Here is a 25,316-nt window from a genome sequence, read left to right on the forward strand (position 1 = left end):
GATGCAGGCCGTGGCCGTTCAGGCGGCGGCGATACGGCTTTCGATGCGGATCGCGCCGGTCAGTATCTTGTGAACGGGGCACGCATTGGCGATTTGCAAAAGGCGTTCCCGCTGTTCAGCGGTCAGCGCGCCGCTCAGTACGATGTTACGGTCGATGGCGGTGCCCTCGGCGCCCGTCGTCATCGACAAGACGACGCGCACCGCGTCGAGCGGCCAGTCCTTGCGCTTCGCGTACATCTTCAGCGTGATCGACGTGCACGCGCCGAGGCTCGACAGCAAGAGCGACGCGGGCGCCGGCCCGGTATCGCGCCCCCCGAGGCTCTCGGGTTCGTCGGCGAGCCACTTGTGCATGCCGTCGTCGAGTTGAACCTGGAAGTCGGTCGAGCCGATGGTCGCGATCACGGACGGTTCAGCCATGCAATGCTCCTGTTGTGTGTTTTAGTGGCCGCATCGCGCGCAAAAACGGCGCGACGCGAACGGTTATTGTGACGCAATGTCGCGGTTCGTGTCGCGCCGCGTTGGCTGTAGGCCCTGCGCACGCGCCTCAGTGCGCGATCACGCCCATGCGCCCCGCCTGATAGTCGATGACGGCCTGGCGGATTTCGTCCTCCGTGTTCATCACGAAGGGGCCATATCGCACGACCGGCTCCTTCAACGGCACGCCGCCGATCAGCAGCACTTCCAGCGGTTCATCGCCGGCGGCGAGCGACACGGAGCCGCCATCGTCGTTGAACAGCACCATCTGCTGCGCGCGTACCGGCGTGCGATCCGCCCCGTAAAACCCCGCGCCCGACAGCGGATACGCGAACACGCGGAAATCCTCCGGCACGCGCGTCTCGATCGATGCGCCCGGCTCGAGCGAAAAGTGCTGATACAGGATCGGCGTGCGCGACTCGATCGCGGCCTTCACGCCGAGCGCCTCACCGGCGATCACTTTCACGCGCACGCGGCCGTCACCGCTCACGGCGACCGGAATCTTCGCCGACGAAATCTCCTGATAATGCGGCGCGATCATCTTGTCGCGCCGCGGGAGGTTCACCCAGAGCTGCAGGCCATGCACGCGGCCGCCGGTGCGCGTGAATTCGGGATCGGGCATTTCGCTATGGACGACGCCCGCGCCGGCCGTCATCCATTGCACGTCGCCCTGGCGCAGCGTGCCGGAATGGCCCGCCGAGTCCTTGTGCCCGAACTGGCCTTCGAGCACGTAGGTGACCGTCTCGAAGCCGCGATGGGGGTGATCCGGCGCGCCTTTCGCCTCGCCGGGCGCGTAGTCGACCGGGCCCATTTCGTCGAGCAGCAGGAACGGGTCGAAGTCCATCAGGAGGCGCGTCGGAAACGGCCGATGCACGACGAAACCGCCGCCTTCGACGGTCCGGAGTGCGGGAATGGTGCGTTCGATAGTGCGTGTCGTGGTCATGGTGTCTCGCTGTGCCGGAAGGGAATAGCGCCAAATTTGGAACATAGAGCTATTATATGGACCGGATTTCCGCGAAAAAGCCCTCGTAACGCAATGGATTGTCCCGCCAGTGAAACGATATGAAAGCCGATACCCACGATCTGAATGACCTGATGTATTTCTCGCACGTCGTCGAGAACGGCGGATTTTCGGCGGCGGAGCGGGTGCTCGGCATCTCGAAATCGCGGTTGTCGCGGCGCGTGTCGGAACTGGAGGCATCGCTCGGCGTGCGGCTGTTGCAGCGCTCGACGCGCAAGCTCGCGCTCACCGAAGCCGGCCAGCTCTTCTATCAGCACTGTCAGGCGATGCTGGCGGAGGCGCAGGCGGCCGTGAACGTCGTGCAGAGCCTGCGCGACTCGCCGCGCGGCACAGTGCGGGTGAGCGTCCCGGTGACGATCGCCCAGACGTTTCTATCGGCGGTGATGCCCGAATTTCTGCATCGCTATCCGGAAGTGCGCGTGGTGCTGCGTGTGACCAACCGCGTCGTCGACCTGTTCGAGGACGCCGTCGACGTCGCCCTGCGCGTTCGCTCCGAGCCGCCCGCCAATTCGAATGTGGTCGCGCGGCCGCTCTGGCGCACGGAACAGATGCTGGTGGCCGCGCCCTCGCTGCTCAAGCCGAACGCACCGCCGCTCACGCCCGCCGAGCTCGCGCAGTTCGACACGCTCGATACGCCTTCGAGCGACGGCCGCCACGTCTACCGTCTGATCGCGCCCGACGGCACGCGCCACGAATTCGAGCACGAGCCTCGCCTCGTCACCGCCGATCTCTCGATGATCCGCGAAGCGGTGCTGCGCGGCGTGGGCATCGCGGCGCTGCCGGAGATGATGTACGGCGCGCCGCTGCGCACGGGTCAACTCTCGCCGGTGATGCCGGGCTGGACGTTTCCGGCGCCGCAACTGTACGCGGTGTTTCTGTCGCGGCAGGGGATGGTGCCGGCTATCCGCGCGTTCGTGGATTTTCTCGTCGAGTCGATCGATGACGGCAAGCGCTTCCCTGGAGAATGTCCTGTCGAGACGGCGCCCGTGCGGGAAACAGTTTGACTATTCGCGGCGCCGGGCATCGTTTCTCGCATTGAAGCGCATGCTTGCGATGGACAGATTCAATCGCCGCAGCCTTGAACGGCCGGGGGCACGGCGTTATATTGAAATCCCTTCGCTAAGGAGCCTCTTATGCGAAAACTGACGGCTACTCTTATAGTTAGCCTGATAGGGTTGATCGCGCTGTCCGTGTCGACCACGGTTGCCGCATGTGGCGATTCTTCGAACTCGAGCTATTCGAGCCCGAAGTGACGCCCGCCCGAATGCGCCGAGTGCGCACAAAAAAAGGCCTTCATCCGACGATGAAGGCCTTTTACTTTCTGCAGCCTCAAAACGCTTATTTCCCGCCTTTGGGCTCGGTGACGAAACCGATTTTCGTCAGCCCGCCGGCCTGAGCCGCCGACATCACGTCGGCGACGCGTTCATACGGCACCTTGCGATCCGCGCGCAGATGCAATTCCGGCTGCGGCGACTGCTGCGCCGCCTGCGCGATGCGCTGGGCGAGCGTGGCATCGTCGACTTTCTGATCCTCCCAGACGATCGTGCCGTCGGCTTCGACCGCGAGATTCACGTGCGCGGGCTTCGAATCCTGCGGCTGGCTGCTCGCGTGCGGCAGGTCGATCTTGACCGCGTGGTGCATCGCCGGAATCGTCACGAGGAAAATGATCAGAAGGACCAGCATGACGTCGACGAGCGGCGTCATGTTGATCTCGCTCATCATGCCGTCGTCTTCGTCGTTGGCGAAAGGGCTCATTGCCATCGAAACCTCCGCTTAGGACGTGCGCGTCGCGAGGCGCAGGCTGTCGGCGGCAGCCGACCCCGCACGCTGGCTCGACGAGAGCTTCGAGCCCGTCACGAAGAGCGCGTGCAGGCCGTGCGCGAAGCGGTTGAGCTTCGTCACGATCGACTTGTTCGAGCGCGTCAGCGCGTTGTAGCCGAGTACCGCCGGAATCGCGACGAAGAGGCCGAAGGCCGTCATGATCAGCGATTCGCCGACCGGGCCCGCGACCTGGTCGATCGACGTCTGGCCGGTCGCGCCGATCGTCAGCAGCGCGTGATAGATGCCCCACACCGTGCCGAACAGCCCGACGAACGGCGCCGTGCTGCCGATCGATGCAAGCACCGCGAGGCCGGCCTGCATGCGGCCGACGCCTTCGTCCATCGTGTCCTTCAGGCAGCGCGTGATCCAGTCGGACACGTCCATGCGGTCGTGCAGATGCGGCTGCGTCTGGTGATGGTGGTCGGCGGCGTCCTGGCCGGCGAGGGCGAGGGCGAGGAACGGGTTGTCGGCGGGGCTCGACGTGTGGCTGCCGAGCTTCTTGATGCCGTCGGCGAAATCGTCGGAGTGCCAGAACGCGCGCTCGGCGTTTTTCGTCAAGCGTACCAGGCGCAGTACGTTCCATCCCTTCACGACGATCACCGTCCACGACAGCACCGACATGATCACGAGCGCGAGCGCGATGCCGCGTGTCACGAAATCGCCTTGCGCCCACACGTGCGCAATTCCGTAGTTTTCCATTGCAGTTCCTGTTCTTGTATCTAAAAAATGGGATCAGTCGGTCAGGCTGAAGACGAAAGGCACCGACGTGACGGCGCGAATCGCCTCGCCGTTTTCCTTATAGGGTTTGCAGGCGCTCGAACGTACTGCATCGAGCGCGGCTTCGTCGAGACGCGCCGACCCGCTGCTCTTCTTCAACGCGACGTTTTCGAGTTTCCCGCTGGTCCCGAGGACGAAGCCGACAACCGCGGTGCCCGTCTCGCCGCGACGCTTCGACATCGCCGGGTAGTCCGGCTGGACGATGTTGCACGACAGGTGCGAGATGTCCTTCGGCGCGGAAATCGCCATCGTCGGGCGGCCGACCGCGGGCGCGGCCGCTGCGGGCGGTTCCGCCGGTGCAGGCGGGGCGGGCGGCGCGGGAGTCGGATCGGGCGCGGCTGCTGCGATCGCCGACGGCGCGTCGCTCTGCGGCATTGGAACCGGTTTCGGCTGAACGCGCGGCTGAACCTTGGGCTTAAGCGTCGGCTTCGGCGGGACGGGTTTGGCCGGCGGAGGCGTCGGCGTGGATTCGACGGCGACGGGAGCCGCCACCGGAGCGGGCTCGGCGCTCAGCAATTCCGCGGTGATCGGACGCGATTCGACGACACGCGGCAGAGGCTCGTTGCGCATCGTCACAAGCACTGCGAGCAGCGCCAAATGAATTGCGACGACGGCCGCCGTTGCGATTATCACGCGTCGATCGATACCGGTAGTCGTTTCCGGCCTGAAGCCGGCAGAAGTCATTGTCGGAGACTGCATCGGTCAGTTCGGGCCAGCGATGAATGAATGCGCGCGGCCCATCCAGCAAATCAGGCTAAACAACGTCATGTTCGGAAAATGAGCAGAGAGATAAACAGGGTGGTCACGAAGCCGATCAGCAATTCCATCTTTCCTCCCGATTCGGGGTGGCGCGGCTGGCTGATATGACCTGGCTTGCTGGCGGTGCGGGTGAGCGGACATGCACTAAACGAAGCGGGCGGCGCGGCGGCCGTCCCGCACGGCGCGCGAATGAAGCGTCAGGCAGCCTTGCGTTCGTAGAACGTGAGCGGCACGGCGTGTTGATGATCATGATGTCCGACGCCGCAGCGCGTAGCGCACACGCCGCTTTCCAGCATGACGTCGCGCACGCTCTCTTCGCACTTGCCGCAGCACAGCGCGACGCCGAGTTCGAATTGCAATTCGTCGAATGAATCGACACCGTCGGCGATAGCCGTACGGATCTTGCGGTCGGAAACTGACTTGCAGACACAGACGATCATGATCGGTCGCGATAGCTTACGTTAATGCGAACCATTATCATTATGTTCTAGACGTTTTGCAAGCGCGTTTGTGTGGCCTTCCGAACTTTTTTGTAACAAAACAAGGAGGTAGGCAGGGTTTTCGCTCAGGGCCTTGCCCGGCGCGGCCCTGCGTCAGGCGATATCGGACAGCGGACGCGTCCGGCGCGACGGAATAACCACATGGCCGACGCTTGCATCGATTCCGAGCAGCGACGCCGCGAGCTGACGCTGCGACTCGCCGTCGGCGGTGGAGAAGAAACGGGGCACGAGCAGGGCGTCGGTGTCGGCGGCGCGCAGGCCGTGCGTGTCGAGTTGCCGCTCGAGTTGCCGCGCGATTGCGACGCTCGTATCGACGATCTGCAGCCGATCGCCCGCGATCGAGCGGATCGCTTCGTCGAGGAAAGGGTAGTGGGTGCAGCCGAGCACGAGCGTGTCGGCGCCGGCATCGAGCATCGGCTGGAGATAGCCGGCCAAAAGCGCCATCAGTTCCGGCGATGACGTATCGCAGCGCTCCACCGCCTGAACGAGACCGTGGCCCGGTTGGCAGATGAAACGGCAATCGCTCGCGTAGCGGTCGAGAAGCGTCTGGAAGCGCAGGCTGCGCAGCGTGACCGCCGTCGCCAGCACGCCGACGACCCGCGTCTTCGACAACAACGCCGCCGGCTTCACGCCCGGCTCCACGCCGATGAGCGGAATCGCGAGCCGCTCACGCACATGCGCGATCGACTGCGCGGTAGCCGTATTGCACGCGACGACCAGCGCCTTCGCCCCGCGCGCGACGAGCCATTCGCCGATCGCCGTCGTGCGGTCGACGATAAAGTCGTCGTCGCGCTCGCCGTAGGGCGCGTAGAGCGAATCGGCGACGTAGGCGAGCGGCTCGTGCGGCAGCGCGGCGCGAACGGCGCGCAGCACCGACAGCCCGCCCAGGCCGGAATCGAAAATACCCACCGGCGCGCTCGTCCCGGAGACGGCGCGTGCGGCAGGCAATGAAGAAGAAGCGACTTCGAACAGCATCGAACGATAGGTCTTATTCGCCTTCGCCCATCATCGTTTGCTGATAATTCTGGATGCCAACCTTATTGATCAGATCGAGCTGCGTTTCAAGCCAGTCGATATGTTCTTCGGTGTCGTCGAGAATGCGCTGGAAAATCTCACGCGAAACGAAATCGCGTACCGTCTCGCAATAGGCAATAGCTTCTTTGCAAGTGCTTTGCGAAATCTGCTCGAGTTTCAAATCGCATTCGAGAATTTCTTTCGTCTCTTCACCGATCAGCAGCTTGTGCAGATCCTGAAGGTTGGGTAGACCGTCGAGCATGAATACCCGCTGAATCAGCCAGTCGGCGTGTTTCATCTCGCCGATGGATTCGTCGTACTCGTGCTTGCCCAAGCGCTCCAGGCCCCAATGCTTGTACATCCGCGCATGCAGAAAGTACTGATTAATCGCAGTCAGTTCATTCTTGAGTTGCGAGTTCAGATACTCGATGACTTTAGCGTCGCCTTTCATGATTGTTCTTCCGTATTCGTCGTGGGGTCTTTGTAAAGAATAAACCCTAAGGCTAAAAATGCCAAGTGTAGAAGATAATCTTTTCTTTTAGATATTAATGAGAATGAATCTCTTTATTGAGAAGCGGTCGTCAAAATAAAAAGCCGGGCGGAAAATCCCGGCTTTTTGTCCGCGAATCCCGAATTTCAGGCCGTTGCGACCGGAATCTTCCCGATTTTTGCCTGCCATTCCGCCGGGCCCGTCTTATGGACCGAGGTGCCGGTCGAATCGACGGCGACCGTCACCGGCATGTCCTGCACGTCGAATTCGTAGATCGCTTCCATGCCGAGGTCCTCGAACGCGACGACCTGCGCGCCGCGAATCGCCTTCGACACGAGATAAGCCGCCCCGCCGACCGCCATCAGGTACGCCGCGTTGTGCTTCTTGATCGCTTCGATCGCCACCGGCCCGCGCTCCGCTTTACCAATCATCGAGATCAGGCCGGTTTGCGAGAGCATGAGGTCGGTGAACTTGTCCATGCGCGTCGCGGTGGTCGGGCCTGCCGGGCCGACCACTTCGTCGCGCACCGGATCGACCGGGCCGACGTAATAGATCACACGATTTTTGAAATCGACCGGCAGCTTTTCGCCCTTGGCCAGCATGTCGGCGATGCGTTTGTGCGCGGCGTCGCGGCCCGTCAGCATCTTGCCGGAGAGCAAGAGCGTCTGGCCCGGCTTCCACGCTGCGACCTGCTCCGGCGTGAGCGTGTTCAGGTCGACGCGCTGGCTCGTCTCCGTGTTCGGCTCCCAGTTGACCTTCGGCCAGTCATCGAGCGACGGCGCTTCCAGCTTCGCGACGCCCGTGCCGTCGAGCGTGAAGTGCGCGTGGCGCGTGGCCGCGCAGTTCGGGATGATCGCGACCGGCTTGCTCGCCGCGTGCGTCGGCGCGGCCATGATCTTCACGTCGAGCACGGTCGCGAGGCCGCCGAGGCCCTGCGCGCCGATGCCGAGCGCGTTGACCTTCTCGTGCAACTCCACGCGCAATTCTTCGATCCAGTCCTGCGGGCCGCGCGCGATGATGTCCTGAATGTCGATCGGGTCCATCAGCGATTCCTTCGCCATGACCATCGCCTTCTCAGCCGTCCCGCCGATGCCGATGCCGAGCATACCCGGCGGGCACCAGCCGGCGCCCATCGTCGGCACGGTCTTGATCACCCAGTCGACGATCGAATCCGACGGGTTCAGCATCGCGAACTTCGACTTGTTCTCCGAGCCGCCGCCCTTCGCCGCGACCTGCACGTCGACCTTGTCGCCCGGCACGATCTCGTAGTGGATCACGGCCGGCGTGTTGTCCTTCGTGTTCTTTCGGCCGCCCTCGGGCGGGCTCACGATCGACGCGCGCAATACGTTGTCGGGGTTCAGATAACCGCGGCGCACGCCTTCGTTGATCATCTCGGTGACGCCCATCGTCGCGCCGTCCCAACGCACGTCCATGCCGACTTTCACGAACACGGTCACGATGCCGGTGTCCTGGCAAATCGGCCGCTTGCCTTCCGCGCACATGCGGCTGTTGGTCAGGATCTGCGCAATGGCGTCCTTCGCGGCCGGGCTCTCTTCGAGCTCGTACGCGCGGCCGAGCGCCTGGATGTAGTCGAGCGGATGGTAGTAGCTGATGTGCTGGAGCGAATCCGCGATGCTCTGGATCAGGTCTTCCTGTTTGATGACGGTCATGGCTTGGGCTCTTGGGGACGGGATTTTTTGATCGGCGTTCTGGCGACGCTCAGTCGAGTGCTCGCTTCGGCGCAATCGACTCGTTATGAAAATGCTGCGGATGCGTGTGCGTGGTCAGGCGGTCGACCCACGCCATGATCAGCGCGGACAGCAGGAACGCGACGTGGATGATGACCTGCCACATGACGGCGTTCTGCGTGTGCTTGTCGGGGTCGATGAACGTTTTCAGCAGATGGATCGACGAGATGCTGATGAGCGCCATCGAGAGCTTCACTTTCAGCACACCCGCGTTCACGTGATCGAGCCATTCGGGCTCGTCCGGGTGGCCTTCAACGCCTAGCCGCGAGACGAACGTCTCATAGCCGCCGACGATCACCATGATCAGCAGGTTCGAGATCATGACCACGTCGATCAGGCCGAGCACGACGAGCATGATGTTGGTTTCGTCGAGCGTGAAAGCGTGCGTGACGAGATGCCACACTTCCTTCAGGAACAGCACGACATACACCGCTTGCGCGACGATCAGGCCCAGATAGAGCGGGACCTGAAGCCAGCGGCTCATGAAGATGACCTTCGGAAGCGGGCTCATCGGGCGGGGGGATTGGGGCGATCCGGGGGCGTGCTGGGGGGCGGACATGGGCGTCGTCGATGGAGCGCGGCTCGGGTTAGGGGAAAGCCCGATATTGTATCTCGTAAAATTCCCGGGCCTTACCGTCGCCTGAAGCCTCACGACGCCATCGGCGGCACGCGGCGCGTCCCGATGCTCGCGAGCGCGATGCCCGCGATCACGCAGGCGAGCGCGATGCCGTGGGCGACGGTCGGCCGCTCGCCGAGGAACGCGATCCCGTAGATGGCGGCGGCGATCGGCAGCACGGCCGAGAACACGCCGGCGAGACTGCCGTCCACATGGCGGATGCCCTTCATCCATAGCCAGAAAGAGAAAATGCTCGCCGACAGCCCGTACCAGAGCACGAGTGCCCACGTCCCCGCGCCGACGCTCGCGTAGTCGAACGCCACGAGCGCCGGGAGGCCCAGCGGCAGCATCAGCAAGAGGCCGAAGAAATGCGTGTAGGCGCAGATATCGATGGCGGGCAGCGTCTGCGTGAGGCGCCGCGACAGGATCACGTAGAACGATTCGCAGCAGACCGCGCCGAGCACCATCAGGTTGCCGGCGAACGAGCTCTCCGACCCACCACCCACGCCATGCGCGTTCTGCGCGACGTTGATCACGACGACGCCGACGATCGCGAGCGCGATCGACACGAGCGCGCGCCCGTTGGGCCGTTCCTTCAGGAAGAACCACGAGAACAGCGCGACCACTGCCGGAATCGTGCTCGTGATGACGCCTGCCGCGACCGCGCTCGTGCGCTGTACGCCGTTGAGCATGAGCAGCGTGAAAAGGAACGTGCCGAAGAGCGCCTGCAGAAAGAGGTTGATCCATTCGCCGCGCTGCACGCGCTTCATCTTCGACGGGCGCAGAAGCGGCCACAGCACGCCGATGGCGATCACGAAGCGCAAGAGCGCGAAGAGCGAGACGGGAATGAATGCGACGATCGATTTGCCGACACCGACATTGCTTCCGACGAGCAGCATGGCTGCAATAAGATAAAAGGCGTAGCGATTCAAGCTGGAATCCGGACGGCGAGTTCAGTTACGATTAGGGACGCAATTGTAAGTCGCTTGAGCTGCGGCAGCATGATTTGAAAGCCGTCTCAAATGAGCTGACTACTCGTTAACCCCGTGCCGATTAACGGCGTTGCGTAAGAAGCGGGTAAGCGAGCAGGCTTATCGTGCAGATAAACGAGCAATACACATTCGACGAACGGGCGTGCTGCAACGCGGCGACGGACTCGCGTCGAAGCAGGAGACAAGGTCAAGAGCGAGGCGCGCACGCGCGTTTCGCGTCACACGAAACACACGGCTCGCACCCACGCGTGCCGACGGTTTTAGATTCACCATCAAAGGGGCTGTCGATGTCTGCGATTGAATCCGTACTCCAGGAACGCCGCGTTTTCCCGCCTTCGGACAAGGCTTCGGCCAATGCCGCGATCTCCGGCATGGACGCCTATAAGGCCTTGGCCGCCGAAGCCGAAAGCGATTACGAAGGCTTCTGGGCGCGCATCGCGCGCGAAACGCTCTCATGGCACAAGCCGTTCACGAAGGTGCTCGACGAATCGAATGCGCCGTTCTACAAGTGGTTCGAGGACGGCGAGCTCAACGCGTCGTATAACTGCATCGACCGCCACGTCGAAGCGGGCCACGGTGGCAAGACCGCGATCATCTTCGAAGCCGACGACGGTGCCGTCACCAACGTCACGTACCAGGACCTGCTTCAGCGCGTGAGCCGCCTCGCCAATGCGCTCAAGAAGCAGGGCGTGAAGAAGGGCGACCGCGTCGTGATCTATCTGCCGATGTCGGTGGAAGGCGTGGTCGCGATGCAGGCGTGCGCGCGTATCGGCGTCACACATTCGGTCGTGTTCGGCGGGTTCTCGTCGAAGTCGTTGAACGAGCGGCTGGTCGATGTCGGCGCGGTCGCGCTCATTACCGCCGACGAACAGATGCGCGGCGGCAAGGCGCTGCCGCTCAAGAGCATCGCCGACGAAGCGATCGCGGCCGGCGGCTGCGACGCGGTCAAGAGCGTGATCGTCTATCGCCGGACGGGTGGCAAGGTTGCGTGGAACGAAGGCCGCGACCTGTGGCTGCATGAACTCGTCGAGAACGAGTCGGACCAATGCGAGCCGGAATGGGTCAGCGCCGAACATCCGCTTTTCATCCTGTACACGTCCGGGTCGACGGGCAAGCCCAAGGGCGTGCAACACAGCACGGGCGGCATTCTGCTGTGGGCCGCGCAGACGATGAAGTGGACCTTCGACATGAAGCCCGACGACGTCTTCTGGTGCACGGCCGACATCGGCTGGATCACGGGACACAGCTACATCACCTACGGGCCGACCGCGATCGGCGCGACGCAGGTCATGTTCGAAGGCGTGCCGACGTATCCGCACGCGGGCCGCTTCTGGGAGATGATCGGAAGGCACAAGGTCACGATCTTCTACACGGCGCCGACGGCGATCCGTTCGCTCATCAAGGTATCGGAAGCGGACGCGAAGGTGCATCCGAAGAGCTTCGATCTCTCGACGCTGCGCATCCTCGGCACGGTCGGCGAGCCGATCAATCCGGAAGCGTGGATGTGGTACTACGAGAATGTCGGCGGCGCGAAGTGTCCGATCGTCGATACGTGGTGGCAGACCGAAACCGGCGGCCACATGATCACGCCGCTGCCGGGCGCGACGCCGCTCGTGCCGGGTTCGTGCACGCTGCCGCTGCCTGGCATCATGGCCGCGATCGTCGATGAAACCGGACAGGACGTGCCGAACGGGCAGGGCGGGATTCTGGTCGTGAAGCGTCCGTGGCCGTCGATGCTGCGCAACGTCTGGGGCGATCCGGACCGCTACAAGTCGAGCTATTTTCCCGAGGAGCTCGGCGGCAAGCTTTATCTCGCCGGCGACGGCGCCGTGCGCGACAAGGACACCGGTTACTTCACGATCATGGGCCGCATCGACGACGTGCTGAACGTCTCCGGACACCGGCTCGGGACGATGGAGATCGAATCGGCGCTGGTGTCGAATCCGCTGGTCGCGGAAGCTGCCGTCGTGGGGCGGCCGGATGAAACGACCGGCGAAGCCGTCGTCGCGTTCGTCGTGCTGAAGCAGGCGCGCCCGGAAGGCGATGCCAGCACGAAAATCGCGAACGAATTGCGCGCGTGGGTCGCGAAGGAAATCGGGCCGATCGCGAAGCCGAAGGACATCCGCTTCGGCGAGAACCTGCCGAAGACGCGCTCCGGCAAGATCATGCGGCGTCTGTTGCGCTCGCTCGCGAAGGGCGAGGAGATCACGCAGGACGTTTCCACGCTGGAAAATCCCGCCATCCTCGATCAGCTCGGCGAAGCGCGCTAGGCGGATCGGCTCATCGGCTTCAATCGACGGCTGCCCTCGGGCAGCCGTTTCTAGTTTCCGCTGTCGATCCTGATTGCCGGCGCATCGCGCTTTTGGTAAACAGTCGCATGCCCGTCGAGACCACGCCACCGAGCCTGCCCGAGCCGCCGCCCGTATCGGCGTCGATGGCGCGCGCGCATCGCGCTTACTGGCGCTTCAACGTCGCGCTGATCGCCGTGCTGATGACGATCGGCTTCGCGGTGTCGTTCGGCGTGCCGCTCCTGGCGGCGCGTTTGGAGCACGTGCGCGTCGCGGGCTTTCCGCTGCCGTTCTACATCGGCGCACAGGGCGCGATCCTCGTGTACGTCGCGCTGATCGGCGTCTACATCGTGCTGATGCAGCTCGCCGACGCGCGGCTCGCGCGCGAGTCCAGGATGAGCGAAGCCGGCGACCGATGAAACTCACCCATCGCCTGATCCTTTCGTACGCGCTCTACACGCTCGGCTTCTTTCTCTTCATCTACGTGATGGAGCGCATCGAACGCGTGACGGGGCCGGGTATGTGGATCGGCTATGTGTTCCTGTTCGTGCCGATCGCGGTCTACGCGGTGATCGGACTTCTGTCGCGTACGTCTGATCTCGTCGAGTATTACGTCGCCGGGCGGCGCGTGCCGTCGGCGTTCAACGGCATGGCGACCGCCGCCGACTGGCTCTCGGCGGCTTCTTTCATAGGCCTGGCTGGCTCGATCTACGCGACCGGCTACGACGGCCTCGCCTACGTGATGGGCTGGACGAGCGGCTACTGCCTCGTCGCGTTCCTGCTCGCGCCGTACGTGCGCAAGCTCGCGCGCTATACGATCCCCGACTTCCTCGGCACGCGTTTTTCGAGCAACACCGTGCGCGGACTCGCCGCGCTCGCCGCGATCCTCTGCTCGTTCGTGTACCTCGTCGCGCAGATTCAGGGCATCGGGCTGATCGCGTCGCGCTTCATCGGTATCGATTTCGCGATCGGCATCTTCTGCGGGCTCGCGGGCATTCTCGTGTGCTCGTTTCTCGGCGGCATGCGCGCCGTCACGTGGACGCAGGTCGCGCAGTACATCATCCTGATCAGCGCGATGCTGATTCCGGTCTCGATGATCGCGCATCGCGAAGGGCTCGGCTGGCTGCCGCAACTGAACTACGGACGCGTGATGGAGCGCGTCGAGGCGCTCGAGCGGCAAGTCGCCGCGTCGCCCGACGAAGCGCGCGTGCGCAACGACTACCGGCGCCAGGCCGCGGAGGTCCAGGAGCAAATCGATACGTTGCCGCAGTCGTACTACAGCGAGTACGCGCGGCTCGTCCACGAGATCGCGGAACTGCGACGACATAACGGGCCGTTGCGCGAGATCACCGCGCACGAGCGCGAGCTGGCCGCGTTCCCGAAAGATCCCGCCGATGCGCTCGCGAAATGGACGCGCGCCCGCGATGCACTCACCGAACGCGTCGCCGCGCCCGTGCCGATGACCGAGGCGTTCCCGTCGACGCCATCCTCGATCCCCGCCGCCGATGAAGAGAGCCGGCGCGTGCATCAGCGCAATTTTCTGTCGCTGCTGCTGTGCCTGTCGCTCGGGACGGCGAGCCTGCCGCACATCCTCACGCGCTACAACACGACGACGTCCGTCGCATCGGCGCGGCGTTCGGTCGGCTGGACGCTGTTTTTCGTCGCGCTGTTCTATCTGACGGTGCCGGTGCTCGCGGTGCTGATCAAGCACGAGATGTTGACGGGGCTCGTCGGCCATCGATTCGCCGATCTGCCGCAATGGGTGATGCAGTGGCGCAAGGTAGAGCCGTACCTGATCCGCATCAGCGACGTGAACGGCGACGGCATCGTGCGCTGGGCGGGCATCCAGATGCAACCGGACATGGTGGTGCTGGCGGCGCCGGAGATCGCCGGCCTGCCGTACGTGATCTCGGGGCTGATCGCGGCGGGCGCGCTGGCGGCGGCGCTCTCCACCGCCGATGGTCTGCTGCTGACCATCGCCAACGCGCTTTCGCACGATGTCTACTACTGCATGGTCGACAAGACCGCGACGAGCCAGCGGCGTGTGACGATCTCGAAGATCCTGCTGCTTGGCGTGGCGCTGTTCGCGTCTTATGTGGCGTCGCTAAATACGGGGAATATTCTGTTTCTGGTGGGAGCGGCGTTTTCGCTGGCGGCGTCGAGCCTGTTTCCAGTGCTCGTGCTGGGCGTGTTCTGGAAGCGCACGACCAAGCACGGCGCGGTGGCGGGAATGGTGGCGGGGCTGGTCGTGTGCGTCTATTACATCGTGTCGACTTATCCGTTCTTTACGCAGATGACGGGGTTCGTCGGGCTGCGGTGGTTCGGCATCGAGCCGATCAGCTCGGGCGTGTTCGGCGTGCCGGCGGGATTCGTCGCGACGATCGCGGTGAGCCTCTTCGACCGCAAGCCCGACGCCTATACCCGAGCGCTCGTGGACTATATCCGGCACCCGTAGCGAGGGGGTGGCAGGGGAGAGGGAGTTTTTGCTATAATCCGCGTCTTGCCGGAGAGATGGATGAGCGGTTTAAGTCGCACGCCTGGAAAGCGTGTATAGGGTAAAACCTATCCGGGGTTCGAATCCCCGTCTCTCCGCCAGATAGTCAATGAATACGGGCCTTTTGGCCCGTTTTTACTTTCTACCCCCCAAAGAACCCGCCATAGGAAAAAGTGCGCCACGGCGCACGAAAAGCAAGGTGAGTCGATTGCCGATTTTGGCGTCGGCGCACTGAGAACGCGTGGCGTTCCCCCGACCTGCGCATCGCGTCGACGCTAGGCGGCCGCTGCCTTAGTGACTAGCGAAATAGTCGTCGATGGGTATATCTTCGATGGCTGCGGTCCGATAGCAATCCGCATACTTTGTTGAGTAGAAGGCTTGATACCGCTCACAGAAATATATCTGAACACATCGGCCTTTTCAGGGTCGTCTTTTCGACGCATGGCCACCGTCACCGTGACAAATTTACCTGGTTGGTCTGACTCGAATGCAGCACTTATATCTCTGGCTCGAACAACACTGTCGGCGCACTAGACAGCAAGTTCCGAAAGAGCAATGGTCTGCAGTTAACCCACTCAGTGGCCGCGGTATTCGCTCCGAAAGCCGGCCCCAAGTACCAGTATATGGTGGCTCCCGCGATCAACCATTCGTCTCCGCGTATCGATCGTGCGCAAATTCTGATTTTTGATGCGTCGTCTTCAGATGGCGCAAGGCCATTCGTCTCAAGCAGCGAATACTCCGTCGAGCAGTCAAGAGTCGGAAGTGATCTTATCCCAATCGCGGCGCGTCCGCCTGAAAACATCCGGCTGTGCTTTACATCGATCCTTGAGCAACAGCACCCGGTCCGACTGCGGATGGCGCAGTGTTGTGGCTGACGCTGTATGTAATTGAATCCCAAAAATGTGCGAGCAAGCCAACGCCCGCTGCTAGGACGGCGCCACCGGCTCCAATCCATGCTGCGCGGACTATCAGGCTTGACCCCTCGTTCTGCCCCGCAGAGCGAGGACGTTCGTCCGTATCGGGTATCGCGATCCCCAGGAGTCTTATCTTCGAGAATGTCGACGCGTCGCACACCCGCATCACGGCCAGTACTCAATACGTCGTGCGCAAAGACTTCGAATTTCTTATGACGGGCGCGACGATACCTGGCCGATCGAGCGATTCTATTTCGTTCACTTCGGGCGGCTCGGCGGTATTCCCGAATTCACAGACTACCTGTGCTGCTACGGGCGCACTCGAAAGCCAGCTGCTCAGTCTGGTGCGTGAGTAACTCGACAGCCGCGCTGCGGCCCGCGAGCACGGCGCTAGGCGGCCGCAAAACGCCGATAGCAGGGCGGTGTACCAAACGACAACCGTCATCGCACTGGCGGCAACATCGGCCGCCTGAACAGCTTGAACATGCCGGGTGCGGCTACTTCGTCTAGTCCGTTCGCTCGGGTGAAGAACGCGCATCCGAATTCTGGTGGTGCAATGGCTTGCAGGCCGGGGCCCCGTGCGCATAGCGTTACGTGCCCGTTCTCAAACCACCAATGCTCGCAGCGGATGCAACACTTCGTGCGGTCTACGTTCTGAAACATCGACATAGCTGGCCCCTGTGTATACGTACAGCATGCTGGGGTCGTGGTTGGCGCGCTGGCCGAGCCCTGCGGCGTAAGACACCCTGGGCCTAAAGTTTCCGCGCCTGACGCCGATAACGGCGGGCATGGACACAAAAACTCAAGCGCAATTACTGTTCTACATCAACGTCATCGAACGAATCTGGAAACGCTATGGCAAGCCGATTCGCGCGGACTTCGAGCATGGGTCGCCCGAATGGGCCGAGTGCTGCAAGCGACTGAAGGCGAAGGTGCTGCAGGTGCTGAACTACGACGCGAACGCGCCGCTTTCCTTCGAGCGGGACCTGCGGATTGATTACGACGACGTGCAATTCATCGACGTTCCGCACGTCGAGTGATTCGCCAGGACGAAATTCAGCGTTTCACCGCAGTGCCTTGCGGCTTGTCGCTCGCCGATCGAGACTCGTGTGCCGCGACGGGCGTACTTGAGAATCAATTGCTTAAGCCTGGTGCGCGAATAGCACGCAAGCTGGTCGCGGCGTTGCACTGTCGCTTCTCGCGGCACCGATTGATAGCGGTCCGCCATTTTCGATTTACACTCGACGCTGTATCAACATGGGGGCGCGAATGGCGGATTGGACAGGTATAGTCGGGATGGTGACGGGGGTCGTCGGAATGGTGACGGGCGTCGTCGGTGCGGTAACAGGACGCAAAGCATACCAACGATCAAACCAAATAAAGGCGCTCGATCTGCGCATCGAGGCGGAAAAAGCCCGTGTCAATTTGCAGGTGGCCATCGGTACGCTTCGCGATCTAATCCCGGCGGCAACGACCTCACGGATGGCAGTTCTAGCGATGAGCGCCGCCGCTAACTCAAGCATGGCGGCCCAATGGGACGCGAGAGCCGCCGCAGATACCGCAGCTCTCAACGAAATAGCATCAAAAGCGCCTGCTGAAACTGTTGAATACGAAGGGTGGAGCGCCGAAAGCTTGGCGCAGGAGCTCGTTCGCGTGCACGGTCTGAACCTGTCAGTTAGCGATACCACCGCTAAATATCGGGCAGAACTGACTGCCGATGACGAAGCGCGACGAGCTCGCGCGCATCAGGTAAATGCACAAAACGGCGCCCTTTTGAGCCGGCGTTGAGCATGTGCAACCGAAGCGCCGGATCGTTGTTCCGCGTTGTATTCTGCACGATGAAAATGTTTTTTGATCGCGCGCTTGCTGTGAAGAGTCCAGTAACGCCGAACTTTTCCAAGTAATAACGGGAATACCGGACCGAATGTTTAGCCGATGAAACGGCCAAGCTTCGCGTATGTGTAAGCACTCGCGACCCTGACGCAGGTCGAGATCAATCGAGCGCATTAGATAGCGATTTATGTTCGGCGAGAATTCTCCGACCAACTTGTCCACACGATCAATGGGAAGTAAGTGTTGTTGGTGTCGCCGGGGTGCGGGCGCTTGCCGAGAAGGGACTTCCCGCCATACAAGCTCTGCTCGCGTTATCTGCGCGATTGCATCTGGCGTGTACTTGAATACGAGCCCCACCTCGATGAAGAAACGGAGCACTCGCCACGACAGGGACGTGCAGAAAAGCATCAGCCACTCGGCGAAGTGCAAGCGCGTGCCCGAATCGGGAGGTAAGGGCGAAATATGCGGGTGGCGAAAGAGCGCTCAGAGCGCCGCAAGACGGCTTCGCATTGCGCTCAGAGCCAGTACCGCTTGATGCCGTCCTGAGCCCGCTGATTGGGCTGCATTCCCGTCCGCAAGTGGCCGTTTCCCGATGAGTCCCTCAACCAGCGAAACGCAAACGCGGGAAGGATGTGATTCAATTGCAGATCGGCGTCAAGTCCGCGGAGGAGGCATGGGGCAGCCGGCATGTCTTGCGCGATGGTGGAAAAAGTCGACTAAAGCACGAGCGCCATCCTAAGTCCGGCGCTTATTGCGGTAGCCCCATAGCGCAGCAGCAGGCACCAAGCGCTTGCAAATTAGTCGTTCACGCATGGCTCTGGGGCGGCGGTAAACTTGACTATCCGTTGCGCAGCGATACAGCGCGAGGCACCGGGCACAGGCTGACTGGCCGGAAACTCAGGCAGCGGTCGGCAAACCGTTCTTCCGACAAGACCCCCTCAGCCTGATGCCGCAAGTCTTCTGCATTGGCCTATCGTGGGCGCAGTCAAAGGGAACTCTCATATCAGACGGCGCCTCTGAAAAGACCAACTTGATTACTGTATCTCGTCTCCGTAAATTGGCAGCGGCTTACTAAGAACCGCGTCAATCGACAGCGGCTTCCGTTTGCGGTTTTCAACGTCCGCTCCAATTTGCAAAAGATTATGCCTCACTGCGAATTTGTTCCGCTTGCTTGGATAGTATGGTTCTATGCTTTTCAGCTCGATCCCCGCCTTGATTAACGAAACCGCAACGTAGCGCGCGTCTTGATCTGAGACGTCAGATGTATAAAGAATCGCATTGGTTGGATCGCCACGGAGCAGGGCCGTTGTGTTTGCCGAAACGCTGAGAATTGGTTTGCCTGCGGCGTCCGTCAGTGGATAGCCAAGGTTTGATATTGCCTTCAATACGATATCTTTATCCTTCTTATGCGGATAGACCTGAATCGAAACATCCGAGAGATGTGATGGGTTCGAGGCAACCGCCGTTAAAGCGGCTTCTACACTGCTCGCTTGACTCGATCGTGGGTTAGAGCTTGGGGTACCTTGTTCGGCTGCGGCCAACTGTACAGCCGCTTTTTGCTTGAAACCAGCAATAAGCGCTTTTCTCTCTGGCGTCTCATTCAGTGTAGGATCATATAGCGCATCGATCACCGCCTTATCTAGATTTGAAAGATTGTCGACGCTGTTCGGGCGGCGGCATGGATTTGGCTGTCCCTGTCGGTCGGGCATGTACCAACTTGGCTCAAAATTATATTGCATAATCGATTGATTATCATATCCTCCGACAATGCCCAATACGTTTGGCGCGCTACCGAGCGCGTTGATCTGCGTTTCAGCATATGCCTCAGTCCAATTAGTGTCTTTCGCGATGGCTTTTATGTTGAACCAGCCCTTGCATATTTGGCTTTGATGTTCGTGGAACAGCCCTAGGGCGTGACCAAATTCATGGCGGACGTCAAAATAGTAATCACGAAGGCGACCGGCCTTTCGTAGTTCCATCGCAGCGGCTAGATTCACCGTCGTCGGGAACGCACGATTTTGAGAATACACGTTTCCCGGATACGCCCAATCGCCATTTCTCATACTGATGACGTCTTGGCTATAAATCGGTCGTGGGTCATCTCCGCTTAGCGATATGCGAATGTCTGACAAATGATCGGTATTTTTAAGATCGCTCAGCTCGCACATCCGCACCTTGCCATTCTCGATATAGTTAAAAGTCATGTTTGGCGCTGCTGCGTGCCAGACGTCAGCAACTGAAATAACCTCGCGCTGCTGCTCATCTGTCCCATTCCAGAAGCAGAGCTGAAGATCCGATTTGTGCCAAACATATTGACGATAGAATATTGAACTCGCGGCCGCGACTGTTGCGGCGTCCACACCGTTTCGCCGTGCTTGAGATGCCAAAAAATCGAGTTTTGTGGTTCCGCGGTCCCCTGATTCGATCGGGGGATTGACCAGTTTGCCGACGCTCAAGGTACTGTGGGCCGGCGCGACTGACGAAAAGGTCTGCCCCAGGCCCCAAACGAAGAAAGCGAAGAATTTTCTCATAAAAACCTCCTTTAACTTGAATTTAAGGCGAATCGATGACTATCTACTGCATGTCATGAAGCGGCGCGACAAGATGCTTTAATTTTTTTACTTCAAAGTGTTCAACTTCGTCAGCGCGCTTAGCACGGCGTTTTTGCAAGCAGATAACATTTGCTGAGCAACTAAAGACGGACAAGATGGAAGCGCGGTCGCGATGGCACAGAATAAGACCACGGACAGTGTCAAGGCGAGGCAAAGAGACGAAGATTGCATGAATACCTCTAGAATTTTTATTTAATTTTTTTCAGAAGTGTGATGCCGGACACTGCTACAGCATAGGGCAATTTTCATTTAAGTGCGCCGACGATCGACCGAAGGAAATCGCCTTATCTCATTCGTTTTGGCCCATGCTTGTCCCCTTTGTGGTTGCGTTTTGGTATCCTACATGTAATCGGAATTTTTGTGGTAGGTTGACAGAGTTATTGTCGGCTTTCCTCCTGTCGGCTGAATCTTCAGACTTTTCTGCGCGGATGGTAATGTGTACAGGCATCGCAATGGAGTAGCTACAAAGACCAATAATCCCATAGTGCCAGATCAGCAACGTAGCGATCGATACGGATTAGAACAAAACTGGCCAAGTCCCGGAACGTGCAATCTAGACTTACGCTTTTCGGATTCGTCCACCGCAGTGCCGCTGGCAGATCAAAAACCCGAACGACAAGCGGCCAATCTGTTTCGCTAGATTCGGAGCCTCGATCGTACGAAGCGACAGATTTCAAGAAACGCCGCATATTGGGGGACGAGGACACTACTGCTGTCCATGATGTTCCCCGTAACCGAGTTAGAGTGCGACTTTGAAGAGAGGGCAGCACGGAGACAGTCATCGTTTGGAAGTGCGAACGACGTTGAGTTTGCGAACGTTAGCTGAAATGCCCCGTACATCAACATAATCTAATACCTTTTACCGGCGCCTCTGATGCAGACGAGTGGCAACACAGAGCCCGCGCCGTTACGAAGCAGAGGCCCCTTGCACACCACGCTCTTGAAAATCGATCGTTGACGCGACCCTTCTGCATCGACTATTGGGTTTGGACGTCTGGGAATAGAGGTCGTTAACCCTTGACAGCAGTCCTCGCGATGCCATGAGTCCGAACGGCGCCTCAGGGTCGGGTACGGCCGACTGCGTAAGGCAGCACACTGCCCATTTGCCGCCATCTGACAACGTGCGTCGACGGATGTTCGATAGGCCGTTCCACCCGGCTAGAGGACGCTCGCTCCGTCGTTAGGGCATCGACTGGCGTCACGTTCAGTTGCTAGCATCAGGAAAACGAGTGCGACCGCAACTGCGGATAACTTTCTATTCGGGACGTCTCGGCAAGTGCTGCCGTCTCCCTCTCCTTGTCGATGACACCTCGCCTCAAGATTTTCCATCGGTACGCGTCGAATCGCGACCGATGCGCCCCGTTCGATACGACGCCTACCGCGAACGCGCATAGGCAATCTTTAGCATGCCTGCGACCGACGCGCTGCAGCTTCGAACATGCTAGTGCCCAGAAAGGCGTGCGCGTCACCGATAAAAGCAATGGCACTTATCGGGCATTTTCCTTAGCCGGACTTGCTTTCATCGATCTATCGCCTAAGCTAGCTAAACCGGTCGGGACGCCTGTCCCGCCGCAGATCAAGCGTGCGCCTTAGTTTCCACGTAAGGAAACGGCAAGCGGTGTTTTAGCAAGAGGGCAATTCAAGTTACGAAGCGCATTCAGCGGGCATCATCGGTTAGATACTCTTCCCGGAGATCACATGCTTAGCGTGAAACTGACGGTTGTCGTGCTCTTGTCCGCTCTGTCGTCCACGCTTCGCGCAGCGGACCAGGACTGGCAGAAGTTCGTAACCGCGGAAAAGATCGCCAAGGTCTCCTCGCGTGCAGACCCGCAACTCGTCGCGGTGCTGGTCGGTCATCTCGATCTACTAAAGGCGGCGGATATCAATAGCAGAACACGCGCGCTGCAGTTTCTCACGCAAGTCTTCACCGAAACAAACGGCTTGAGACGGATCGACGAAAACCTGATGTACACCGCGCCGCAGCTCGTGGCCGTGTTCGGCGATCGTTTGACGCCGCAAATCGCCACGCAGATCGCGGGCGATGAAAAGAAGACTGCAAATTACGTCTATGGAGATCACCTGGGGAACAAGGGTAGAGACACCAATGACGGCTGGGATTATCGCGGGTCGGGATATCTCCAAATGACGGGGCGCTACAACTTCAGGATGCGCGGCAAGGAAACTCAGCTTCAACTCGAAAAGAGACCAGACATCGCCCGACAACCTTTCGAAGGACTGAACACGTCGCTCTCGTATTGGACTTCGAACAACATCAGCGCGATAGCAGATACCAATGACCTGAGAAAAGTAAGAATCGCGATAAACGGTAATCGCGCGTTGGGACTGGAACAATCGAAGCTCTGGTATGGATACTTGAATCGCATGTTCGGGGGCGCAGCGGCGGAAGGCGCGCTGATCTCGCCGAGCGAAAGTGTTCAAACGGCGCCTCGCGAAGCGGCCGGTATCCTTAGACAATTAGGCTATCTCTCGCCCGCGCTGGAGAGTTCGTCGAACGTTAATGCCATTGGTGACGCGCTCAAGGCGTTCCAAAACAGCAAAGCTTTGCCCACGACAGGCGTGCTGGATGAGAACACGTTATATGCCCTCACGGATCGAATCGAATGGCGGCCCGCGCCGCTGGAGGAATCCGCGGATGGCAAACACCCAGAACTGCTGACCGGCATTGCCTTTAACCTCGCCACCGGCAAGAGTTCAGTCTTCAACGCAAACGATAGCGGCACAGCTGCGCTTGCGAGCATCGAAGAAGCGGCAGGCGCGAAGCCGCCTGAAGCCACCAAAAATGCGACCGTTTCAGCGTCCGAGTCGGCCCAGCCGATCACGCCGGTCTTCGCTCCCTACGAAATTCCCAAGCTCCAGAAGCCCAAGGCGCCGACGACTTTCGTTCCCTTCTCCATCATCGAGCCCGATACACGTAGTCTGGTCGTGCATCCTGAGTTAGCACCGTATCGACGCGTGGTTCTTATCATGTACAAGAAGCATGACAGCCCGGACCAATACGCGTGCAGCGGAACGATCATTTCGAACAACGTCGTGCTCACGGCGGGACACTGTATCGTGGAAGAAGGAGACATGAACGGATGGCACGAGCAGATCAGCGTCTATCCCGGACGCAACGGAGCCGCGACGCCGTATGGCGAATGCCATGCCAAGGCGCTGTTTACGCTGAAAGGCTGGGTAGACGGCAAAGAAGTCGATGATCCCAGGTACTACGATCTGGCAGCGATCAAGCTCGACTGCGACGTCGGAAAAGAGACCGGCAGGCCCGCCATTGCCTATCTGTCGGATCATCCAGCCGATACCCAGATCACCATTCGCGGCTATCCATGCGACAAGCCGCTTGGAAGGCAATGGCAGAGCACGGGAAAGATAAGCGAAGCGTTTCGCTACAAGGTTTTTTACGACAACGATACCTACGGCTGCATGAGCGGAGCGCCTGTGCTCGTCGACGAAAAACTCGTTGCCGTGCACACGAACGGATTGCACGGCAGCGAGCCGTGGGCTTCCCACAATGCCGGAACCCGACTCAGGCCCGAATCGGTGCGAAACCTCGAACTATGGATGGAGCAATCGCCATGACTAAAGGATCGTCGATCTGGGGTTTCGCGGCGGTCTGTGCGCTCTCGTGCTCGACTCTCACGAGAGCGCAATCAATCGAGCAGACGGTCGTTTATATTGAGTGCAAATCCGACAAGGCGAGCACTGTAAAAGGTGCCGGCGTGCTCGTCTCGCCGTATGGTCATGTCCTAACCGCCAAACATGTGGCGCCGGCCGGCTATGTGTGCAAAGGGGTGATCGGCACCGGTGCGCAGCAGCCGACGCGCAATTTGATCCGCGACCCTCGAACCGTCAATCTAGATGCTGTCTTGTTGCGGTTCGTTCCCGCCCCCGACGAGAAATTCTCCTATCTCAGGTATCGAAGACTCGAAGGCTCCAATCTGAAGGGCGCGGCAATCACCGTTTCTGGTTTTCCCCCAAACGGCACGGGCGAGATCGTAACCAATTCGGGGACCCTTTCGAGCTTGATCTCCGACGAGACCGGCATCGTCAAGACTGACGCGCTATCGGCCTCCGGCATGAGCGGCGGCCCGGTGATCCTCAAAAGCGATGGGAGTCTCATCGGCATCGTCGCCGGTGCACAATTCGATCCGGCGACGGGTTCGCCTTCGAGCTATGGCGTGTTGTCGATGGAATGGTTCGCGAACGAATTCGGACTGACGTCGGTGAGTCCCGAGACCGCGGTAGCCAGTGTCCCGGCGAGCAGTCCGAAGATAATCGTCAAAGAAAACGAATATGGACCGATTGAATTTGCCCCGGGAGAATCCAAGAGCTTTCCTCTCGATCTCGGCAACGCCGGGGCAGTTGATGTCTTCATGCAATCGATCGTGTATGAAGGAGCCGATCACGGCGCGCAGGGCGTCTTCGTGAGGATTTGTTCGGCGCAGAACAATCAACCGTGTGACGGTCGGCAGATAGGTGAGTCCGAAACTTTTCGCCAGCGGCTGACCGAAGGTCCGGGACAGATCTCCATCTTCAACTTCAAGGAAAATCCCAAGATCAAGCTGACCTTCAGAATCGCGAGTCCTGCTTGAGGCATTGCGTGAAGGATTCTCACATGGAGTCAGCGCATCGACGAACCGGAAGAGGCTTCTCGAAAGTGGATCTCCGTCGCTGCGCTGCCCGAAAACCGGGTAGAGCAGAAGGCGCACCTCGTGGAGTCTTGATGAAGAATCACATCGTGTTTTGCCGGTCATCTTGACTGCGATGACCAAGGGCGAGATCAAAGCGGACTTGAACGACGCGGCAAAATCGGCGTTCATGTTGTTCTGACAAGAGAGGATCTGGAAGCGGTATTCGACAGCGGCCGGCTAAGATTTTCTACGGCCGATCAGACCGCGTGCGACCTAAAAGATCATATCGTTTTAAATTATTGATATGACGCAAT

20 protein-coding genes and 1 tRNA gene are annotated in these 25,316 nt (G+C 60.2%); 9 read left to right on the forward strand and 12 right to left on the reverse strand.

Features of this window, described 5'->3' with window-relative positions; all coding sequences use genetic code 11:
- Window positions 1-18: 18 nt before the first annotated feature.
- Together AWB67_RS11150 and AWB67_RS11155 are read right to left on the reverse strand one after the other, a co-directional pair.
- The gene (locus tag AWB67_RS11150; RefSeq protein ID WP_087656307.1) at window positions 19-417 is read right to left on the reverse strand and encodes an OsmC family protein; all 399 of its coding nucleotides are present in this window, start codon (window positions 415-417) and stop codon (window positions 19-21) included.
- A 127-nt stretch (window positions 418-544) separates the two neighbouring features.
- Window positions 545-1,417: a pirin family protein gene (locus tag AWB67_RS11155; RefSeq protein ID WP_087656308.1), complete on the reverse strand. Its 873-nt coding sequence runs from the start codon at window positions 1,415-1,417 to the stop codon at window positions 545-547.
- Window positions 1,418-1,536: 119 nt separating this feature from the next.
- On the opposite strand from AWB67_RS11155, the gene AWB67_RS11160 reads away from it, so the two are divergent.
- Window positions 1,537-2,499 (forward strand): LysR family transcriptional regulator, encoded by a 963-nt coding sequence (locus tag AWB67_RS11160; protein WP_087656309.1) that lies wholly within the window; start codon window positions 1,537-1,539, stop codon window positions 2,497-2,499.
- Between the two features lie 334 nt (window positions 2,500-2,833).
- On the opposite strand, the gene AWB67_RS11165 is transcribed toward AWB67_RS11160, so the two are convergent.
- The 9 genes from AWB67_RS11165 to AWB67_RS11205 form a co-directional block, all read right to left on the reverse strand.
- Window positions 2,834-3,256: an ExbD/TolR family protein gene (locus AWB67_RS11165; RefSeq protein WP_087656310.1), complete on the reverse strand. Its 423-nt coding sequence runs from the start codon at window positions 3,254-3,256 to the stop codon at window positions 2,834-2,836.
- A gap of 12 nt (window positions 3,257-3,268) precedes the next feature.
- Window positions 3,269-4,015, reverse strand: a complete 747-nt coding sequence (locus tag AWB67_RS11170) for a MotA/TolQ/ExbB proton channel family protein (RefSeq protein ID WP_087656311.1) — start codon at window positions 4,013-4,015, stop codon at window positions 3,269-3,271.
- 33 nt (window positions 4,016-4,048) lie between these two features.
- Window positions 4,049-4,792: an energy transducer TonB gene (locus AWB67_RS11175; RefSeq protein WP_087656312.1), complete on the reverse strand. Its 744-nt coding sequence runs from the start codon at window positions 4,790-4,792 to the stop codon at window positions 4,049-4,051.
- A 257-nt stretch (window positions 4,793-5,049) separates the two neighbouring features.
- Complete coding sequence (locus tag AWB67_RS11180; RefSeq protein WP_087656313.1) at window positions 5,050-5,292, reverse strand: (2Fe-2S)-binding protein; 243 nt, start codon at window positions 5,290-5,292, stop codon at window positions 5,050-5,052.
- Between the two features lie 153 nt (window positions 5,293-5,445).
- On the reverse strand, window positions 5,446-6,327 hold the full coding sequence (gene murI / locus AWB67_RS11185; RefSeq protein ID WP_087656314.1) for a glutamate racemase: 882 nt from the start codon (window positions 6,325-6,327) through the stop codon (window positions 5,446-5,448).
- 13 nt (window positions 6,328-6,340) lie between these two features.
- Window positions 6,341-6,817, reverse strand: coding sequence for a bacterioferritin (bfr, locus tag AWB67_RS11190; protein ID WP_087656315.1), 477 nt, complete (start codon window positions 6,815-6,817; stop codon window positions 6,341-6,343).
- A 185-nt stretch (window positions 6,818-7,002) separates the two neighbouring features.
- Window positions 7,003-8,526: a fumarate hydratase gene (locus AWB67_RS11195; protein ID WP_087656316.1), complete on the reverse strand. Its 1,524-nt coding sequence runs from the start codon at window positions 8,524-8,526 to the stop codon at window positions 7,003-7,005.
- A gap of 49 nt (window positions 8,527-8,575) precedes the next feature.
- A complete protein-coding gene (locus AWB67_RS11200; protein WP_087656317.1) occupies window positions 8,576-9,163 on the reverse strand; it encodes a TIGR00645 family protein in 588 nt (195 codons plus the stop codon).
- Window positions 9,164-9,252: 89 nt separating this feature from the next.
- Window positions 9,253-10,152, reverse strand: a complete 900-nt coding sequence (locus tag AWB67_RS11205; RefSeq protein WP_087656318.1) for a DMT family transporter — start codon at window positions 10,150-10,152, stop codon at window positions 9,253-9,255.
- Between the two features lie 347 nt (window positions 10,153-10,499).
- Here AWB67_RS11205 and acs point away from each other — a divergent pair, with 347 nt between their 5' ends.
- From acs to AWB67_RS11235, 6 genes are all read left to right on the forward strand, one after another.
- A complete protein-coding gene (gene acs / locus AWB67_RS11210; RefSeq protein ID WP_087656319.1) occupies window positions 10,500-12,482 on the forward strand; it encodes an acetate--CoA ligase in 1,983 nt (660 codons plus the stop codon).
- A 107-nt stretch (window positions 12,483-12,589) separates the two neighbouring features.
- Entirely contained in the window at window positions 12,590-12,919 is a 330-nt protein-coding gene (locus AWB67_RS11215; protein ID WP_087656320.1) for a DUF4212 domain-containing protein, read from the forward strand.
- Window positions 12,916-14,955: a sodium:solute symporter family protein gene (locus AWB67_RS11220; RefSeq protein WP_087656321.1), complete on the forward strand. Its 2,040-nt coding sequence runs from the start codon at window positions 12,916-12,918 to the stop codon at window positions 14,953-14,955. The genes AWB67_RS11215 and AWB67_RS11220 overlap by 4 nt, the downstream gene beginning before the upstream one ends.
- Window positions 14,956-15,005: 50 nt before the next feature.
- Window positions 15,006-15,095, forward strand: a tRNA-Ser gene (locus AWB67_RS11225).
- 1,601 nt (window positions 15,096-16,696) lie between these two features.
- Window positions 16,697-16,948, forward strand: coding sequence for a hypothetical protein (locus tag AWB67_RS11230; protein WP_087656322.1), 252 nt, complete (start codon window positions 16,697-16,699; stop codon window positions 16,946-16,948).
- Window positions 16,949-17,177: 229 nt separating this feature from the next.
- Window positions 17,178-17,696 carry a hypothetical protein gene (locus tag AWB67_RS11235; protein WP_125477578.1) on the forward strand — a complete coding sequence of 173 codons (519 nt, stop codon included), beginning with the start codon at window positions 17,178-17,180 and terminating at the stop codon, window positions 17,694-17,696.
- Window positions 17,697-18,775: 1,079 nt separating this feature from the next.
- Here AWB67_RS11235 and AWB67_RS11240 read toward each other — a convergent pair.
- The gene (locus AWB67_RS11240; protein ID WP_087656324.1) at window positions 18,776-20,272 is read right to left on the reverse strand and encodes a hypothetical protein; all 1,497 of its coding nucleotides are present in this window, start codon (window positions 20,270-20,272) and stop codon (window positions 18,776-18,778) included.
- Between the two features lie 1,779 nt (window positions 20,273-22,051).
- Here AWB67_RS11240 and AWB67_RS11245 point away from each other — a divergent pair.
- Together AWB67_RS11245 and AWB67_RS11250 are read left to right on the forward strand one after the other, a co-directional pair.
- Window positions 22,052-23,950, forward strand: coding sequence for a trypsin-like serine protease (locus AWB67_RS11245; protein WP_087656325.1), 1,899 nt, complete (start codon window positions 22,052-22,054; stop codon window positions 23,948-23,950).
- The gene (locus AWB67_RS11250) at window positions 23,947-24,963 is read left to right on the forward strand and encodes a S1 family peptidase (protein ID WP_159964824.1); all 1,017 of its coding nucleotides are present in this window, start codon (window positions 23,947-23,949) and stop codon (window positions 24,961-24,963) included. The genes AWB67_RS11245 and AWB67_RS11250 overlap by 4 nt, the downstream gene beginning before the upstream one ends.
- The last annotated feature ends 353 nt before the right edge of the window (window positions 24,964-25,316 follow it).

Origin of the sequence: Caballeronia terrestris (assembly GCF_001544515.1) — a bacterium.
GTDB lineage: Bacteria > Pseudomonadota > Gammaproteobacteria > Burkholderiales > Burkholderiaceae > Caballeronia > Caballeronia terrestris.

Coding starts and splice junctions, on each gene's coding strand:
- AWB67_RS11150 (WP_087656307.1), bottom strand. CDS start 417: ATGGCTGAACCGTCCGTGATCGCGACCATCGGCTCGACCGACTTCCAG.
- murI (WP_087656314.1), bottom strand. CDS start 6,327: ATGCTGTTCGAAGTCGCTTCTTCTTCATTGCCTGCCGCACGCGCCGTC.
- AWB67_RS11245 (WP_087656325.1), top strand. CDS start 22,052: ATGCTTAGCGTGAAACTGACGGTTGTCGTGCTCTTGTCCGCTCTGTCG.
- AWB67_RS11175 (WP_087656312.1), bottom strand. CDS start 4,792: ATGCAGTCTCCGACAATGACTTCTGCCGGCTTCAGGCCGGAAACGACT.
- AWB67_RS11250 (WP_159964824.1), top strand. CDS start 23,947: ATGACTAAAGGATCGTCGATCTGGGGTTTCGCGGCGGTCTGTGCGCTC.
- AWB67_RS11155 (WP_087656308.1), bottom strand. CDS start 1,417: ATGACCACGACACGCACTATCGAACGCACCATTCCCGCACTCCGGACC.
- AWB67_RS11220 (WP_087656321.1), top strand. CDS start 12,916: ATGAAACTCACCCATCGCCTGATCCTTTCGTACGCGCTCTACACGCTC.
- AWB67_RS11170 (WP_087656311.1), bottom strand. CDS start 4,015: ATGGAAAACTACGGAATTGCGCACGTGTGGGCGCAAGGCGATTTCGTG.
- AWB67_RS11160 (WP_087656309.1), top strand. CDS start 1,537: ATGAAAGCCGATACCCACGATCTGAATGACCTGATGTATTTCTCGCAC.
- AWB67_RS11165 (WP_087656310.1), bottom strand. CDS start 3,256: ATGGCAATGAGCCCTTTCGCCAACGACGAAGACGACGGCATGATGAGC.
- AWB67_RS11195 (WP_087656316.1), bottom strand. CDS start 8,526: ATGACCGTCATCAAACAGGAAGACCTGATCCAGAGCATCGCGGATTCG.
- AWB67_RS11180 (WP_087656313.1), bottom strand. CDS start 5,292: ATGATCGTCTGTGTCTGCAAGTCAGTTTCCGACCGCAAGATCCGTACG.
- acs (WP_087656319.1), top strand. CDS start 10,500: ATGTCTGCGATTGAATCCGTACTCCAGGAACGCCGCGTTTTCCCGCCT.
- bfr (WP_087656315.1), bottom strand. CDS start 6,817: ATGAAAGGCGACGCTAAAGTCATCGAGTATCTGAACTCGCAACTCAAG.
- AWB67_RS11200 (WP_087656317.1), bottom strand. CDS start 9,163: ATGTCCGCCCCCCAGCACGCCCCCGGATCGCCCCAATCCCCCCGCCCG.
- AWB67_RS11230 (WP_087656322.1), top strand. CDS start 16,697: ATGGACACAAAAACTCAAGCGCAATTACTGTTCTACATCAACGTCATC.
- AWB67_RS11235 (WP_125477578.1), top strand. CDS start 17,178: ATGGCGGATTGGACAGGTATAGTCGGGATGGTGACGGGGGTCGTCGGA.
- AWB67_RS11215 (WP_087656320.1), top strand. CDS start 12,590: ATGCCCGTCGAGACCACGCCACCGAGCCTGCCCGAGCCGCCGCCCGTA.
- AWB67_RS11240 (WP_087656324.1), bottom strand. CDS start 20,272: ATGAGAAAATTCTTCGCTTTCTTCGTTTGGGGCCTGGGGCAGACCTTT.